14 protein-coding genes and 1 tRNA gene are annotated in these 16,326 nt (G+C 74.4%); 10 read left to right on the plus strand and 5 right to left on the minus strand.

Translation table 11 applies throughout. From position 1 onward, the window contains the following. Positions 1 to 8 precede the first annotated feature (8 nt). Entirely contained in the window at positions 9 to 896 is an 888-nt protein-coding gene (locus tag ACWCP6_RS15185) for a spermidine synthase (protein WP_450932881.1), read from the minus strand. A 74-nt stretch (positions 897 to 970) separates the two neighbouring features. After that, entirely contained in the window at positions 971 to 1,390 is a 420-nt protein-coding gene (locus ACWCP6_RS15190) for a hypothetical protein (protein WP_450932882.1), read from the minus strand. A gap of 234 nt (positions 1,391 to 1,624) precedes the next feature. Between ACWCP6_RS15190 and ACWCP6_RS15195 the strand changes: the two genes are divergently transcribed. Continuing rightward, a complete protein-coding gene (locus ACWCP6_RS15195) occupies positions 1,625 to 3,061 on the plus strand; it encodes a hypothetical protein (protein ID WP_450932883.1) in 1,437 nt (478 codons plus the stop codon). Between the two features lie 133 nt (positions 3,062 to 3,194). Here ACWCP6_RS15195 and ACWCP6_RS15200 read toward each other — a convergent pair whose 3' ends face one another. Next, complete coding sequence (locus ACWCP6_RS15200; RefSeq protein WP_450932884.1) at positions 3,195 to 3,791, minus strand: histidine phosphatase family protein; 597 nt, start codon at positions 3,789 to 3,791, stop codon at positions 3,195 to 3,197. A gap of 239 nt (positions 3,792 to 4,030) precedes the next feature. On the opposite strand from ACWCP6_RS15200, the gene ACWCP6_RS15205 reads away from it, so the two are divergent. From ACWCP6_RS15205 to ACWCP6_RS15220, 4 genes are read left to right on the plus strand one after another with little or no spacing between them, the layout of a single operon-like run. Beyond that, positions 4,031 to 5,044: a phosphatase PAP2 family protein gene (locus ACWCP6_RS15205; protein WP_450932885.1), complete on the plus strand. Its 1,014-nt coding sequence runs from the start codon at positions 4,031 to 4,033 to the stop codon at positions 5,042 to 5,044. Then, complete coding sequence (locus tag ACWCP6_RS15210) at positions 4,953 to 6,149, plus strand: hypothetical protein (RefSeq protein ID WP_450932886.1); 1,197 nt, start codon at positions 4,953 to 4,955, stop codon at positions 6,147 to 6,149. Before ACWCP6_RS15205 ends, ACWCP6_RS15210 begins: the two co-directional genes overlap by 92 nt. Continuing rightward, the gene (locus ACWCP6_RS15215; protein ID WP_450932887.1) at positions 6,140 to 7,741 is read left to right on the plus strand and encodes a hypothetical protein; all 1,602 of its coding nucleotides are present in this window, start codon (positions 6,140 to 6,142) and stop codon (positions 7,739 to 7,741) included. Before ACWCP6_RS15210 ends, ACWCP6_RS15215 begins: the two co-directional genes overlap by 10 nt. Beyond that, entirely contained in the window at positions 7,738 to 9,099 is a 1,362-nt protein-coding gene (locus ACWCP6_RS15220) for an AAA domain-containing protein (RefSeq protein WP_450932888.1), read from the plus strand. Before ACWCP6_RS15215 ends, ACWCP6_RS15220 begins: the two co-directional genes overlap by 4 nt. Positions 9,100 to 9,101: 2 nt before the next feature. Here the strand turns inward: ACWCP6_RS15220 and ACWCP6_RS15225 are convergent, their stop codons facing one another. After that, positions 9,102 to 9,743, minus strand: a complete 642-nt coding sequence (locus ACWCP6_RS15225; RefSeq protein ID WP_450932889.1) for a hypothetical protein — start codon at positions 9,741 to 9,743, stop codon at positions 9,102 to 9,104. Positions 9,744 to 9,972: 229 nt separating this feature from the next. Here ACWCP6_RS15225 and ACWCP6_RS15230 point away from each other — a divergent pair, with 229 nt between their 5' ends. The 3 genes from ACWCP6_RS15230 to ACWCP6_RS15240 all read left to right on the plus strand — a co-directional run bounded on the left by ACWCP6_RS15230 (position 9,973) and on the right by ACWCP6_RS15240 (position 11,376). Further along, positions 9,973 to 10,329, plus strand: a complete 357-nt coding sequence (locus ACWCP6_RS15230; protein WP_450932890.1) for a hypothetical protein — start codon at positions 9,973 to 9,975, stop codon at positions 10,327 to 10,329. A 230-nt stretch (positions 10,330 to 10,559) separates the two neighbouring features. After that, positions 10,560 to 11,312: a bifunctional DNA primase/polymerase gene (locus ACWCP6_RS15235; RefSeq protein ID WP_450932891.1), complete on the plus strand. Its 753-nt coding sequence runs from the start codon at positions 10,560 to 10,562 to the stop codon at positions 11,310 to 11,312. Then, positions 11,303 to 11,376, plus strand: a tRNA-Lys gene (locus ACWCP6_RS15240). The genes ACWCP6_RS15235 and ACWCP6_RS15240 overlap by 10 nt, the downstream gene beginning before the upstream one ends. 91 nt (positions 11,377 to 11,467) lie before the next feature. Here ACWCP6_RS15240 and ACWCP6_RS15245 read toward each other — a convergent pair. Continuing rightward, positions 11,468 to 12,763, minus strand: a complete 1,296-nt coding sequence (locus ACWCP6_RS15245; RefSeq protein WP_450932892.1) for a M6 family metalloprotease domain-containing protein — start codon at positions 12,761 to 12,763, stop codon at positions 11,468 to 11,470. A 777-nt stretch (positions 12,764 to 13,540) separates the two neighbouring features. Between ACWCP6_RS15245 and ACWCP6_RS15250 the strand changes: the two genes are divergently transcribed. Together ACWCP6_RS15250 and ACWCP6_RS15255 are read left to right on the plus strand one after the other, a co-directional pair. Next, positions 13,541 to 15,400 (plus strand): putative bifunctional diguanylate cyclase/phosphodiesterase, encoded by a 1,860-nt coding sequence (locus tag ACWCP6_RS15250; protein WP_450933055.1) that lies wholly within the window; start codon positions 13,541 to 13,543, stop codon positions 15,398 to 15,400. Between the two features lie 71 nt (positions 15,401 to 15,471). Next, on the plus strand, positions 15,472 to 16,290 hold the full coding sequence (locus ACWCP6_RS15255) for a class I SAM-dependent methyltransferase (RefSeq protein ID WP_450932893.1): 819 nt from the start codon (positions 15,472 to 15,474) through the stop codon (positions 16,288 to 16,290). Positions 16,291 to 16,326 lie beyond the last annotated feature (36 nt).

Below are 16,326 nucleotides of genomic sequence, written 5' to 3' on the forward strand. Positions count from 1 at the left end.
GCGGGCCGTCAGCGGAAGACCGAGGGCGGTGGTGCCGGGGAAGCCGTCGCCGTGGCGTCCGTGACGACGGGGGCGCCGCCGGTGAAGTCGGTGAGCGGGCGGCCGTGTTCGACGCGGGCGGGGTGCGGGTCGCTCGCCGCGCGGCGGGTGAGTTCGGCGACGGGGAGCGGGTGGTCGGAGGCGACGAGCACGGCGTTGCCGAAGCGCTTGGCGCGCAGCACGGCCGGCTCGGCGACGAGGGCGAGCTCGGGGAAGGCGGCCGCGGCGGTGGCGATCTGGCCGCGGAGATGGGCGAGCGGCGGGCCGTCGGCCAGATTCGCCGCGTACCAGCCGCCCGGCGCGAGCACCCGGCGTACCTCGTCGAGGAATTCGGTACTGGTGAGATGGGCCGGGGTGCGGGCTCCGCCGAAGACGTCGGCGATCACCAGGTCCGCCCAGCCGTCGGGCACCTTGGCCAGTCCGGCACGGGCGTCGGCGGAGCGGATCCGGATGCGCGCGCCCTGGTCGAAGGGCAGCTCACGGCGGACCAGTTGGACGAGGGCGGCGTCGCGTTCGACGATCTGCTGGGTCGAGCGCGGCCGGGTGGCGGCCGTGTAGCGGGCGAGCGTCCCGGCTCCGCCGCCGAGGTGCACGACGCGGACCGGTTTTCCGGGGGCGGCGACGAGGTCGATGACGTGGCCCAGCCTGCGCTGGTACTCGAAGTCGAGGTGGGTGGGGTCGTCGAGATCGACGTGCGACTGCGGGGCGCCGTCGATGAGCAGTGTCCAGGCGCGCGGCCGGTCCGGGTCGGGCCGCAGCTCGGCGGTCCCGCCGTCGACGTCCTCGACGACGACCGCCGTATCCCGCCTGCCGGCTCTCGCCCGGCCTCCCCGTGCTGCCTTCGTCGCCCTTCCCACGGGACCATTATCCGCCGCCTCGGGAGGTCCGCCCGCCCCGGCCGCGGCGGCAGACGGGAATGTGACGACAGGCGCTAGCGGCAGTTGTCCGCAGCCTCGATCAGCCGCGCCGCCTCGCCGAGCGCGGCGCGCAGCACGGCCGGGTCGGTGACCGGGTCGGCCTCGCCGGGCGGGAGCAGCCAGCCCGTCCCCTCGACGGGCGGCGCCGGCAGGGAGCCGATGCTCAGACCGCGGCCCAGGGTCTGCGTACAGGCGCTGCCGGGCACGTCCCAGCCGTCCGCGGTGCCGGGCGGCACCAGGAAGCCGAGGGTGTCGCAGCTGCCGTCGTGCAGCACCGGGCCGACGCCGTCGGCGGCTCCGCGGCGCAGGATGTCCACGGCCTCGAGGCCCTGCCGGGCCGGCACGGTGACCAGGTCGCAGGGCGACTCGCTGCGGTCCTGGGTCGGCGTGTGCCCCGCCGTGGACAGCGACGTACAGGGTGCGCTGTGTTCCATCCCGGCCTCCACCACGGAACCCCTCCTCCTTCACGTCCCTCGGATCGGGAGCGCAGCTCCGTCTCCGCATGGTTCAACGCGGGACGGGCGTCAACGGCTACGGCGAAATGCCGCCGCAAAGGATGGCACTTCATGGCAGATCGTGGGTGAGATATCCGGTTTGTAGCCAAACAGTGCATGACGCCCCCGTCACAGCCGGTACTTTCGTGCCCCGCCGCACGAGAGGTCCCGGCCATGGCGTCGTCACCGATGACATCGTCGACACCGTCTTCCCCGTCCCCGCGACCGAATCCCGCCTTCCGGCTGCTGCGTGGTCAGCGCTCCCCGGGCGAGTTCGCCGCCGCGGTGCGACGGGCCGCTCGCGAGATCGGCGAGCGGGTCAGCTGCGACGCGCGCTACATCGGCCGGGTCGAGGCGGGCGAGATCCGGTGCCCCAACTACGCGTACGAGCGGGTGTTCCTGCACATGTTCCCCGGTCGCACGCTCACGGACCTGGGCTTCGCCCCGCGCTCGGCGGTGCGCGGCCGGGGTGCCCGCCCCCTGCCGGAGGCGCCCGCGCCGCACCCCGCGCACCAGACGACTGAACCGATCCGCCAGTACGAGACGTACGACACGTACGAGATGTACGAGATCCAGAGCAACGAGGAGAGCGACGTGCAGCGTCGCGCATTCATGACCGGCGGCACGGCCGCGGTGGCGGCGGCCTTCGCGCCGCTGGGGATGGCCGCCGACGGCGAGGCCGCAGCGGCGGACCGGCCGCTCCGCCGGGTGGGCGAGACCGAGGCCGGCGCGGTCGAGGAGGCCGTGCGAAGGATCCGGCTGCTGGACGACCGGCACGGGGCCGACGGCCTGTACCGGAGAGCCGCCGCCCCGCTGCGGGCCGCCTATGCCCTGCTGGACGCGGGAACGGCCCGGCAGGCCACGGCCGAGCGGCTGCACGCGGGCGCCGGTGAACTCGCTCTGTCCGTGGGCTGGTTGGCCCACGACTCCGGCCGGTTCGAGGACGCCCGCTCGCACTACGCGGAGGCGCTGGCGACCGCGCGCATGTCCGGCGACACGGCCCTGGAGGCGCACGCCTTCTGCAACACCGCGTTCCTCGCCCGGGACGCGGGGCGCCCGCGCGAGGCGCTGCGGGCCGCCCAGGCCGCACAGCGCGCGGCCCGGCAACTGGGCTCGCCACGGCTCCAGTCGCTGATCGCCCTGCGCGAGGCGGGCGGCTGGGCGGGCCTCGGCGACCGTTCGGGGTGCGCCCGCGCACTGGCCCGCGCACAGGCGTACTTCGACCGCGGCCCGGCGCCCGACGACCCGGAGTGGATGAGCTTCTACGGGGAGGCCGAGCTGGAGGGCCTGGAGGCGCAGTGCTGGTCCGCGCTCGGCGACTGGCCGCGCGCCGCGCACCACGCCCACCGCGCGGCCACCCTCCAGGACCCGCACTTCGCCCGCAACATCGCCCTGTACACGGCCGAGTTGGCGGACGACCTGGCGCGCGCGGGGCACCCCGACGAAGCCGCGGAGGCGGGTCACCGGGTGCTCGACCTGCTCGACCAGGTGCAGTCCTCCCGGGTGCAGACGATGCTCGCGACGACCGCGCGCCTGCTCCAGCCGCACCGCTCGGCGAACGGCGTCGGCGCCTTCCTCGACCGGCACGCCTCCCTGCCGGTCCCGGTCTGAGCCACCCGCCCCGCCGCCGGTCCCGGTCAGCCTCCTTGCCGGTCCGGGTCGGCCTCCCCGCCGGTCCCGGTCCGAGCCGTCCGCCTCGCCGCCGGTCCCGTCCGGCCGGCGCGGGCGGGCCCGGGGCGAGCCGTCAGCCCGCCAGGTGTGCGCAGTCGTTCCAGGTCTCGATCGCGGGGTCCCCGTAGGCCCAGCCGAGCACCGACACGGACGTCGGGTTGAGACGGATACGGGCGGCGAAGTCGAGCGGGAAGCCGAGCCAACGCGCGCCTATGGATCGCAGGATGTGCCCGTGGGCGAAGACGAGCACGTCGCGGTCCGCCGAGCGCGCCCAGGCGACGACCTCGTCCGCGCGCGCGGTCATCTGCTCCAGGGTCTCGCCCCCGGGGACCCCGTCGCGCCAGATGAGCCAGTCCGGGCGGTCGGCCTTGATCTCCGCCGGGGTCATCCCCTCGTAGGCGCCGTAGTCCCACTCCATGAGCGTGTCCCAGACGGTGGCGCGGTCACCGAAACCGGCGAGTTCGCACGTCTCCCGCGCGCGTGCCAGCGGACTCGTACGGACCTCGACGCCCGGGAGGCCGTCGAAGGGCGGCCGGTGCAGACGCTCGCCGAGCAGCTTGGCGCCGCGCCTGCCCTCCTCCAGGAGCGGCACGTCGGTCCTGCCGGTGTGCTTTCCGGAAAGCGACCAGGCGGTCTGTCCGTGACGTGCCAGCAGGATGCGCGGAGCCATGAGGAACCTCTTCGAGTACGTGCCGTTCCGGCCATTCTCGCGCACCTGTTTCCCGCCCCCCGCTCACCAGGGGTTTTCCGGTTACGACGGGCTGCTCCACGGGGCAACCCGAGCACCGGTCGCTGCGTCTTTGTCGGAGGCCGGGGCGCACAGGGGGCGCCCCGATCACAACAAGGCGTACACCGTAGATTGTGGGCCGTGGCCGTCGGCCGCCGCTGGCAGAGAGGGAGAGCGATCGGATGCCGCAGACCGACGCGCCGGTCACCACGCCTTCGGGGGGAGCTCGGCTCCGATGGTGGACCGAGTTGCCGCTGATCGTGGTGGTCTACGCGGCGTACATGGGGGGCCGGCTGCTCGCCCGCGGCGACGTGCCCGGCGCCGTCGGCCACGGCCTGACGATCCTCGACCTGGAGCGGCGGTTCCACCTCGACGCCGAGCACCCGCTGAACCGGCTCTTCACCGCCCACGCCTGGATCGGCGTGCCCGCCGACTTCTGGTACGCCAGCCTGCACTACGTGGTCACCCCGGCCGTCCTGGTGTGGCTCTTCCGCAGCCGGACCGTCCACTACCGGGCGGCCCGCGCCTGGCTGATGACGTCCACGATGATCGGCCTGATCGGCTTCACCCTGCTGCCGACCTGTCCGCCCCGGCTCCTCGCCCCGGTCCACGGATTCGTCGACACGATGGCCCAGTACAGCTCGTACGGCTGGTGGGGCGGCGCGGCGAGCGCGCCGCGCGGACTCGGCGGCATGACGAACCAGTACGCGGCGATGCCGAGTCTGCACGTGGGCTGGGCGCTGTGGTGCGGGATCATGCTGTGGCGCCACGGCCGCTCCCGGACCGCCCGCGTCGTGGCGGTGGCCTACCCGCTGCTGACCGCCGTCGTGGTCATGGGCACCGCCAACCACTACTTCCTCGACGCCGCCGCCGGTGTCGCCGTGATGGGCGCGGGCTACCTGCTGTCCCGTCCGGTGCTGCGCATCGCCGGTGTGCTGCGGGAGCGGTTCGCGGGCCGCGCCCGGGTGCGGCCCGCGACGGCCGGCGCCCCGTCCGCGGCCGGGGCCGCCGCCTCCTCCACCGTCCCCGCGGCGGACGGCGCTGCCGCGCCTTCCGGGGCCAAGGGTTCCGCGATTGTCGGTGCCGAGTGCCAGACTTCGGCGGGTGAGCGAATTCCTCGACAGCGCGGACAGCGAGCCGAACCGCGTTCCGGAGCCTCGGACGCGGGGGGCGGCACTCCGGCATCTGCTCGCTGAGCTGCGCGGACCGGACGTCCCGCCGCAGCCGCTCGACGCGCGTGCCCTCGCTGCGCTCGCGGCCAACCCCGGGTGCCGGCGGCGCGCGCTGCTGGACGGCGCGGGCGTCGACAAGGCGGCGCTGGCGAGCGCCCTGGGCGCGCCGTCCGCGTTCGGACAGTCGCAGTTCGCCCTGGTCCGGGGCAACGCCTTCGAGGCACGGGTGAAGGGCGACGGCGGCGCCGAGCTGCTGCGCCTGGTGCACGAGCGGCTCGACCCCGGCGCCGAACCGCCCACGCCGGAGGGCGCCAGGGTGCCCGACCTGTCGGCGGCGGGCCCGCAGGGGCGTACGGCGCGTACGGCGCTGGCGCTGCGCGAGGCGACGCGGGCGGGCGCCTGGACCCTGCTCGACCACCCGCTCCTCGCGCTCGACGTCGCCGGCTCGGCGGCGTTCCTGGAGCCGGACGCGGTGGTCGTGCACCCCGACGGCCGGTGGACGGTCGTGGAGATCAAGTCCTTCCCGATGGTCGACGGTTCGGCGGAGCCCGCGAAGGTCGGCGCGGCAGCCCGCCAGGCGGCGGTGTACGTCCTCGCACTGGAGCGGATCGCCCAGCAGCTCGGCCCGTCGCCGTCCGCCCCCGCGATCGGGCACCGCGTCCTGCTGGTCTGCCCCAAGGACTTCTCCAACCTGCCCACGGCGGCGCCCGTCGACATCCGCAAACAGCTGTCGGTCACCCGGCGCCAGCTGGCCCGGCTCACCCGGGTCGAGGACATCGCGAACACCGTCCCGGAGGGCACCACGTTCGACGTGGGCGGTTCCCCCGACGAGCTGCTGTCGGCCGTCGAGTCCGTCCCCGCCGCGTACGCCCCCGAATGCCTCTCCGCCTGCGACCTGGCGCAGCACTGCCGGCGCGCGGCACGCGCCGAGGGCTCGGTCACCTCGCTCGGCCGCGGCGTCCGGGGCGAACTCGGCGACCTCACCACGGTCGGCGCGGCCCTCGCGGCGGCCCACGGCGAGGCGGGCGATCCGGCCGACCCGGCGGTCGCGGCCCTGCGCAGGGCGGCGGCACTGCGGGCCGAGGCCCTGGCGGACGCACCGTGCCCGGAGGGAGCCTCGTGTCGCTGATCACCCACCTCGCCCGGCTGGAGGCCGTGAGCACCGGGCGCGCGCAGCGCAGCGCCACCGTGCGGCACCGGCATCTGCACCCGAGGCCGCTCGTCCTGGTGCCGCTGACCACCGCCGGTGAGGTCGGGGCTCCGCTCGGGGCGCTGGTCGGCACCGACCGGGACGCTCCGCGGCTGCTGGTGGTGCCGCAGCCGCGGGACCGGGACCAGCGGTTCGCGTTCCTCGCCCGCCTCGCGGACGAAGTGCTGCCGTACGTCGACGCGTTCGCGCAGGACGTCGAGCCCGCCGAGCGCAGTGAGACCGACCCCGGGACCGGCAAGCGGGTCAAGGTCGAGGTCGAACTGTGCGCCGACGCACCGCAGATCGTCGTGCCGAGCCGCGCCGGCCTGGACTTCGTGCGGCTGCTCGGCCGGTCCACCCGCTTCCGGCGCACGGCGGAACAGGACCCCGATGCCCCCCATCCCGCGCCGCCCCGCGTTCCCCTGCTCGGCCGCTGGCTCACGCACTTCGGGGAACGCGCCCGTGTCCCCGGCTCCTCGCTGCTGGTGTCGACGACCGACCTGCTGGCCCGGCACTGGGTGACGGGCCAGAGCAGCCTGGAGGACCAGCACCTCGGCGCGCTGCTCGCCTGGATCGACCCGCCGGAGGGCGGGAACGGCGCCGACGCCGCACTGTGGGCGGAGAGCGCGCGGGACGTCGAAGGCCAGCTGCTCTGCCCGCCGGCGGGCCCGGCCACGGACCCGGCGTTCGACAACCGGCTGCTCGCGCCCGCCATCGAGCGTTACGACCGCGCCCGCAGCGCGCTCGCCGCGGCCGAGGACGGCCTGGCTGCCGACGACCGGCTCGCCGACGTCACCGCCGCCGAGCAGCGGATCCGCGAGCTGGTCGCCGGCCGCACCCGCCCCACCTGGGACGCCGTGTGGCGCGGTATCGACCTGCTGCGCGCCCTGCCCGTCGGCGCGCATGTCGCCGACCGCTGGACCCGCGACCGCTGGTCGTTCACCGGGCACCGCGACCGTGTCGCGTCCGGCGAACCCCCGCAGCCGCGCCACGACGACGCGGTCACGGCGGCGAACAAACTGGCCACGCGCGAGCGCGAGCAGGCACGGCTCGACGCGCAGGAGGCGCTCGACGACCCGCTGGTGATGGCGGGGCGCCGGCTCTCCGGCGAGGCGTTCGCCGGAGAGGTCACGGACGTCGTGATGGCGTACGGCGAGGGCAAGCGGCCCAGCCCGCGGCCGCTGGTCACGGTCCGCACGGACGACCGGCCGCACCTCGGCGAGCGGGTCAGGGTCCACCGTGAGCTGGCCGGCAGGCCCCAGGCCGCCGAGTTCGTCGGGTACGCCGAGGAGGAGGGGCTCTTGGTGCTGCGGATCCTCGACAAGATGGGCCGCGGCAAGGAGCCCGAACCCGGGAGTGTGCCGGAGAAGGGCGACCGGGTCTGCTTCACGCTGTTCGAGCACGAACAGCGCGGCGGCCCGAAGCTGCCGGATCCCGAGGAGACGCCGTGGACCCACGGCGGCCCGCCCGGCGAGGACGCCGCCACCGCCCTGCCGCTGCCCGACCCCGTGACCGACGAGGATCTGCTGTGAGCGCCGCCCGTCTCTCCCCGCCCGCCCCGGCGTCCTTCGACCCGGGCGCCGAGGCCGCCCGCGCGACCGAGGCGATCCTGCACGACACCTTGCACGGCGCGCACCGCGGCGTGGTCGTGGACTCCCCGCCGGGTGCCGGGAAGTCCACGCTCGTGGTGCGCGCCGCCCGTGAACTGGTGGCGGCCGGGCGCCCGTTGATGGTGATCGCGCAGACGAACGCGCAGGTCGACGACCTGGTGCTGCGGCTGGCCGAGAAGGACCCGGAGCTGCCGGTGGGCCGGCTGCACAGCAGCGACACCGACGCGTACGACAAGGCGCTCGACGCGCTGGGGAACGTCCGCACGTCGGCGAAGGCCGCCGATCTGGCAGGGCTGGACGTCGTCATCTCCACGGCCGCCAAGTGGGCGCACGTCAAGGGCGTCGAGCCGTGGCGGCACGCGATCGTGGACGAGGCGTACCAGATGCGTTCGGACGCGCTCCTCGCGGTCGCGGGGCTCTTCGAGCGGGCGCTGTTCGTGGGCGACCCGGGCCAGCTCGACCCGTTCGCGATCGTCGGGTCCGAGCAGTGGGCGGGGCTGTCGTACGACCCGTCGGCGAGCGCGGTCAGCACGCTGCTCGCTCACAATCCGGAGCTGCCGCAGCACCGGCTGCCCGTCTCCTGGCGGCTGCCCGCGTCGGCGGCGCCGCTGGTGTCGGACGCGTTCTACCCGTACACGCCGTTCCGCAGCGGTACGGCGCACGGGGACCGGACGCTGTCGTTCGCGGTGCCGTCCGACGGGTCGGGCCCCGACCGGGTCATCGACGAGGCAGCGGACTCCGGTTGGGGCCTGCTGGAGCTGCCCGCGCGCCATACGCCGCGGACGGACCCGGAGGCCGTGCGGGCCGTCGCCCAGGTGGTGCTCAGGCTGCTCGACCGGGGCGGGGTCACCGGCTCCGAGCGGTCCGACGAACCGGCGCCGCTGCTGGCCGACCGCATCGCCGTGGGCACCGCGCACCGCGACCAGGCAGCCGCCGTGCGCGCCGCCCTCGCGGAGCTCGGCGTCACGGATGTCACCGTGGACACGGCCAACCGCCTCCAGGGCCGCGAGTACGACGTGACGGTGGTCCTGCACCCGCTGTCGGGCCGCCCGGACGCGACGGCCTTCCATCTGGAGACGGGCCGGCTGTGCGTCCTGACCTCCCGTCACCGGCACGCCTGCATCGTGGTGTGCCGTGCGGGCGTGGCCGAGCTGCTGGACGACCATCCGTCCACGGAGCCCGTCCAGTTGGGCGTGACCGTGAAGTTCCCCGACGGGTGGGACGCGATGCTGTCGACGTGGGACCACTGGTCCGACCACCGTGTGCCCTGGGCCCCTTGAGGTCAGAGCGGGGCCCTGCCCTCGGCCGCGAGCCGGGCACGGACCTTGCGGCGCACGTACTCGGGGTACCAGGCGGTGACCTTGACGGCGATCAGCAGCAGGCCGATGGGGATGATCCAGTTGTACCAGTCGGTGCCGCCCGAGACGTGCAGGGCGACCAGGCCGAGGATCGCGGTGACGAGGAAGACCGTCCCCCACAGGGTCGTCAGCAGCCGGTTGGTGCGCTTGAAGGCCGGGGTGTTCCAGATCTCCGGGGGCGTCTGCTCGCGCGCGTACTGCTCGGTGAAGGGCACGAAGGCGAGGGACCCCAGGGCGGCCACCGCGATCACCCCGTTGGAGATGACCTGCGCATAGGTCTCCAACCAGATGAGGTCGTGGCGGTCCAGGACCAGCCCTAGCACGCACAGGACCCCGAAGAAGACGATGCCGACGACGTCGAGCAGCTTGGGGCCGTGCCGGCGCAGATCGGGAACGATGAGGACGACCGAGGCGGCCAGGGCCACGAGAGCGGCGAGCATCCAGGTGCTGGGCCCCGCGACGACGTCGAAGAGGATCCAGGGGACGAAGTCGAAGAACACGTTGCGGTGTCCGACGGCGGCGGAGCTGTCGGCGTCGGGCTGGGAGCCGTGCCGGGTTTCCGTCATCACCCACCTCCATGCCCCGTGGGACCGTACGTCCATGGTGGGACGGGTGGCACGCGAGTGCATCTCTGTGCCGGACGGGCCGGAGCCGGTCGGCGCCTGCCCGGCACCGGCGCGGCCCCCGGGCTCCGCGGCGGGGCGCGCCCACCCGTCGCCTGCCCCCTTGCGGCGCGCGGGACAATGGGAGCGGTCCGGTCCGAGGGGGCCGGTCGGCCACGAGGAGGTCAGTGTCATGGCGGAGCCAGAGCGGCATCGCAGTCAGCCGCGCCTACGCCCCGCCCCGCTGCTCTTCGAGCCGACCGAGGCGGCGGCGGACCCGGAGCACTTCTTCGACCTGGAGTCGATCGAGGACCCCGCCGAGCTGCTGTCCCGGGCCACCGAGCTGACCCTCGCCTTCAGCGCCGCCGCCGACCGTTCCATGGAGTACCAGGCGATCGCGGCGGCCCAGCTCGCCGACCCGCGTCGCTTCGACCGGCTGACGCCCGCCGCCATCGCGGAGCGCGCCGAATGGACCGAGGACTATGCCAAACGCATGGTGGAGTTCGGGCGGGACCTTCTGCGCGGCGACCGCACGGACGACGGCGACTGAGACTCCCGCACGGCGAGCAGGGCCGCCGCGGGCGCATCGACGAGGGCGGTCGGCCAGGTCCCCGCGAGACGAACGGGTCCGGGGAGGCGCGCCGCGGGGGCGGGAAGGCCGGGAGGGGCACTCCATCCGGCATATGCCGACGGGGCAAGATACTCCACTGCGCCCTGCCGTGTCCCCGGTTCCGGCAACTCTCCGGGACGTCTTGCTCACACCCGGTAGATGTAAATGCCATGAGCAGCAGCAGCGGCACCCGGCAGGCAGACCCCACCCGACCGCCGGCGACCCGCGCCCCGGCCTCCCGGACCGCGAGCGCCGCACCCGCGGCCACCCGGCCGTCGGGCACCGGGGCCGCGACCGGCCGCCCCCTGGGCACCGCGCCCCTGGGCCGCCTCGACGACGCCTCCGGCGTGACACGTGAGGGGGCCGCCTGGCTCGCCTCGGCAGGATCGTATCCGCGCAGCACGCTCAGTCTCTGGGCCGACCGGCCCTGCGCACCCGTCGTGCTGCCCTGCGGCTCGGTCTTCGACGTGGTGAGCACCCCCTTGGTCTTCGGGCGCCGGATGCTCGACCGCCTGTGGAACGAGGGGCCCGGCTCCGGCCCCGCCGCCGTGCACCGCGGACGCATGCTGCTCTTCGCGGCACCCGGCACCGCCCAGCGCCTGCCCTCGCTCCTGGAGTGGGAGGAGTGGGGCCACACGGGGCGTGGGCGCGGGACGGACGTGCCGCCGCTGCTCTGCCACGGCACCGGCGACGCGGTGTGCGTGCCTCCCCTGGCCGCCCCGGACACGGCAGCGCCCGCCCGCCCGGACGCCCGCTGGCTGGTCGCTCCTGACACGCGTCACCCCTGGCTGCCCGGGCCGGAGGTACTGCTCTGGGCCAGCGTCCGGGCGGCGCGGACGCAGGCCTCGGCCGCGGTCCGCATATCGATTTTTCCTGGCGCCGATCAGGATGCTAAGGTCTACGACGTCAGCAGGCGCCGCTAGCTCAGTTGGTTAGAGCAGCTGACTCTTAATCAGCGGGTCCGGGGTTCGAGTCCCTGGCGGCGCACAGACGGTGAGAGGCCTCTCGCGAAAGCGGGGGGCCTCTTGCGTTGCCCGCGCCCTTGTGCTGTCCGCCCTCTTGCGCGCCCGGCCGCCGCTCACCCGGTCCTGATCGTGACGTCCCAGCCTCCCGCCGGGCTCCGCCCCTCCACCTTGAGGTCGATACGGATGCGCTTGTCCGGGATGCGGAAGCTCTCCCCCGCCTGGACCGTGGCGTCCGCCAGCGGCGGGTAGACCGAGTCGCCCCAGCACGCCTCCGTACCCGGGTGCGCGTCCACAACCTCGACCGGGCCACCCCCAGAGGCCGTCCCGCCGCGTACCCGGTAGACCAGCACCCCCGGCTTGCAGAGCGTGTCGTCGTTGCCCGTCCGGTCCCTGGCCTCGACCGCGATCGCCTCGTCCCGGCCGGTGCGGATCACCGCGAGCCGGGTGTCGCTCCCGCCTCCGGGGGACTTCCCGGGGGCGAGGGGCGGGAGGGACGCCGGAGCGGACGGCGCGTCCAGCGGGTCCAGGGTCAGCCGCGCGTCCCCGCGGCCCTGCACACAGACCACCTGGCGCGGATCCAGCCAGCCGAGCTTCCACTTGTGCCAGGCGAAGAAGTCCGGCGCCATGCCGAACTGGCTGCCCATGACGTCCCAGTCGCCGACGTACGTGTCCCAGTCGCCCTTGCCGTCCTGCGGCCGGTGGTACAGGTCCGGCAGGTCGAAGACGTGGCCCGTCTCGTGGGCGAGCACATTGCGGTCCGGCGGGTGGTGCTCGAAGACCGTGACCAGACGCCGGATGTCGGTGCCGTCGGCATGGAGCGGCTGGTCGAGGTTGACCACCTTCGTGGCGTCCGAGTCGACGCCCGGCGCGTCCGGGTCGGCGACCAGGTACACCAGGTCGTACCTGCGGAAGTCGACCGTCGGGTCCGCGGCCTCGATCGCGTCCTGGAGGTAGACCGCCCGGTGTGCGGGGTCCCAGTCGCGCTGTATGGCGTACTCGGTCGACGCCAGCGGCATCCGCACCCAGGCGGACTGCGGATGCGGGCGCAGCGTGAACTTGCCGTAGGACGCCTGCTCGTAGAAGCGGCTGGTCTCGGGGAAGTAGTCCTTCGTGAGCTCCGCCGGCGTCGTCTTCGGGCGCGAGTCGGGGAACGACAGGAACACCATCAGAGCGTCGAGGGACCGGGTCGGCCGGGGGTAGGCGTCGTTCCAGGTGTCCAGGCCCTCGGAGTGATGGGCCGATGTGCGGTGCAGCGCGCACGGACCCGCCAGGGGCTCGGCGACCGCCGGGCAGGTCACCAGCGAGGTGGCCGTGAGGGCGGACAGCGCGGTGAGCCCGGCCGCCACGCTGCGCCAGCGGGGCCGTTCCCCTCCCTGCGAGACCCCGTCGGGCGGGAGCTGACGCGGCACGTCCACCTCCGGGTGCGAAAACCGGGACACCGCACCCAGCCTGTGGTGGTTTGTCGTACTACGCCTCGTTCGGATGACCCGGACGGGTGAGGGCTCGACACCCCGATCGCTCACGGAACGTCACAGACGATCGAGGATGAATGAGCCCAGCTCAGAGGTGTGCAGAAACGATCTGCCGAGGGGGTCGGGTCCCGAGTGTCAGCGGGGTATCGCTGGAATGGGCCGGAGGGGTGCCTCTATGATCGGCACACTTTCCTGCGCGGACGGGGCCGATCAGCCCTGTCCCCCGTCGGTCGGCAATCCGCCGAGACCTGTACCCGAACGACTGCACTGCGGGAGCGAGCGGTGAGCGGAACGTCCGAAGGGCCGGCCCCCGCGGCAGACCTCGTCCAGCCGTCCGTCACGGAACGTAGTGACCCGGAGCCCCGGCCACCGTGCGACGCCGACCCGCGGCTGCTCCGCGACGCCTTCGCCGCGGCGCCCCTCGCGCTCGCCGTGGTCGACCGCGAGGGCCTGGTGTCCGTCGCGAACGACGCGTTCGCCGCGCTGTTCGGCGGCGGCAGCGCGCGGGAGCGCGGATCCGGTGCCGGAGCCGCCCCCGGCGCACGTCCGGCCCCGGTCCACGGGCCTTGCGCCGCCGAACAGGACGGCGACACCGAACGGCAGGACCGCGGACCCGGCTCCCCCGAACACGACGGCGGGGGACCGGAGACCGCCGAACGGCCGGACCACGGACGGTCCGCACCCGGCCGGCAGGACCACGAGCCGCCGGGGCCGATCCGGCAGGACCACGAGCCGCCGGGCCCCGTCCCGCAGGACCACGAGGCGTCGGGACCCATCCCGCAGGACCGCGGGCCGTCCGCACCCGACCGGCAGGAGCACGAGCCGGGAGCTCGCGCCCGGCAGGGCCACGGGCCGGGTCCGGCCGGCCGGAGGGACCACCGGCCCGGCGAGTCCCCCGCCCCGTACGACGCATCCACCGCTCCCGGCCGGCCGTCGGGGAGTTCCGGGCCGTCCGGGTCCCCTCCCCCGCCCGCCGGTCTGGTCGCCGCCGACCTCGTGGACCTCACCTCCGACATCCGCACCTGGCACGCGTACCGCGAGGTGCTGCGCGGGCGGCAGGCCAGGCTGCGCTGCACACGACGGCTCAAGCACCCGGACGGGCACTCGCTGTGGGCGCAGATCACGGTGTCCCCGCTGTCCCGCCAGGACGGCCCGGGGGCGGTCCTGCTCTCCGTCGCCGACATCAGCGCCCGGCGCGAACTCCAGGCACGGCTGCGGCATCTCCAGATGCACGACCCGGTGACCCGGCTGCCCAACCGCACCCTGTTCTTCGAACGCCTGTCGGCCGCACTCGAGGCCGGCACGTACGACGAGTCGGGCACCGGCCGCGTCGGGCTGTGCTACCTCGACCTCGACGGGTTCAAGGCCGTCAACGACACGCTCGGCCACCGGGTCGGCGACCGGCTGCTCGCGGCGGTCGCCGAGCGGCTCACGCGGTGCGCGGACGAGGCGGGCTACGCACGTGCGTCGACCCCCCTGGTCGCCCGGCTCGGCGGCGACGAATTCGCGCTGCTCGTCGAGGACTCGACGGGTACGGAGCAGCTGTCGGAGCTCGCCGAGACGGTGCTGCGGGTGTTGCAGGAGCCCTTCGACCTGTCCGGTCAGCGGCTGTCCCTGTCGGCGTCGATCGGCGTCGTCGAGCGGCATGCGGCGGGCACCACGGCGACCGGTCTGATGCAGGCCGCGGACACCACGCTGTACTGGGCGAAGGCCGACGGCAAGGCCCGTTGGACGCTCTTCGATCCCGAGCGCAACGCCCATCGCATGACCCGTCAGGCGCTCGCCTCCACACTCCGTCCGGCGGTCGAGCGCGGCGAGTTCGCCCTGGAGTACCAGCCCCTCGTCGGGCTGGAGGACGGCGGCGTGCACGGTGTGGAGGCGCTTGTGCGCTGGCATCACCCGCAGTTCGGGACGCTGACGCCGAATCGGTTCATCGGATTGGCGGAAGAAGACGGCTCGATCGTCCAGCTCGGCCGCTGGGTGCTGCGCACGGCGTGCCGCCAGGCGCGCACCTGGCAGCTCGACCACCCGGACGTCGAACCGGTCTTCGTGAGCGTCAATGTGGCGGTGCGTCAGGTGTGGGACTCCGACCTGGTCGCCGACGTGGCGGACATCCTCACCGAGACGGGCCTGGCCCCCCGGCTGCTCCAGCTGGAACTGACCGAGTCGGCGGTGATGGGCTCCGCGGGCCGGCCCCTCCAGGCGCTTCAGGCGCTCAGCGACATGGGCGTGCGGATCGCCATCGACGACTTCGGCACGGGCTACTCCAACCTCGCCTATCTGAGCCGGCTCCCCGTCTCGGTCCTCAAGCTCGACGGCTCCTTCGTGCGCGGCTTCCGCTACGACGACGGGGCGCACCCCAACCCCGCCGACGAGGTCATCGTCGAGGCGCTCGTCCAACTCGCCCACCGTCTCGGCCTCACCGTCACCGCCGAGTGCGTCGAGACCTCCGGCCAGGCCTCACGGCTGCGCCGTATCGGCTGCGACACGGGCCAGGGCTGGCTCTACTCGCGGCCCGTGACGCCGGATCGTATCTCCGACCTGCTGACCATGCCGGGGTGCCGCCGGGGGTGACCCGGGTGACGGTGCCCACTTCCTGTCCGGGGCCCGGCCGACGCCGGGGCGGACCGCGTAGGTTCGCGTGCATGACGACCACCTCGCAAGAAGCCTTTCTGCGGGCCTTCCACGCGGAGCGCCCGGCGGTGACGGCCGACGCACTCGCCGGTGGCCGCACCGCCGACGACCGGTCCAGCTACGAGATCCTGTGCGACCGGGTCGCCGGCCGCCGGCGCGTGCTGGACCTCGGCTGCGGCGACGGCCTGCTGCTGGAACTGCTCGCCCGGACCCCGGGGCGGGAACTCGCGGGGCTGGACCTGTCACCCGATTCGCTGGCCCTGGCACGGCTCCGCCCCGCGCTGGCGGGAGCGGCCCTGGTCGAGGGCCGGGCCCAGCATCTCCCTTTCCCCGACGACGACTTCGACGCCTGTGTCTCGCACATGGCACTGATGCTGATGGCCGACGTCGAACAGGTCGTCGCGGAGATCGCGCGGGTGCTCACGCCGGGCGGCGTCCTGGCCTGCGTACTGGGCGGCGGCGCCGTCGGCGGCGAGGCCTACGACCTCTTCCTCGGCCTGGCGAGGCCATTGATCGACGCGCTTCCCGCCGCCCGGCGCATCCCGGCCCTCGGGGACCGGCGGACGCGCACCCGGGAAGGGCTCGACGGGCTGCTCGGACCGGCCGGGTTCGCGCCGGCCGACTGGGAGACGATCACCGTGGACCTCGGCGGCACTCCGGAGCAGGTCTGGACGACCATGTCCGGCATCTACGACGTCGGCCCCCTGGACCCGCCGGCCCTCACGTCACTGCGCGAGGCGTTCCTCCCGGCGGCCAAGGGGCTCAGGACCCCGGACGGGCGCGTGCCGTGCGCGATGAACCTGCATGTCGTGACGGCGCGGCTGCGCTGAGGCCCGCGACCCCGGTGAGCTCGGCGAGCGCGCTCC

This window comes from Streptomyces sp. NPDC002004 (genome assembly GCF_053593975.1).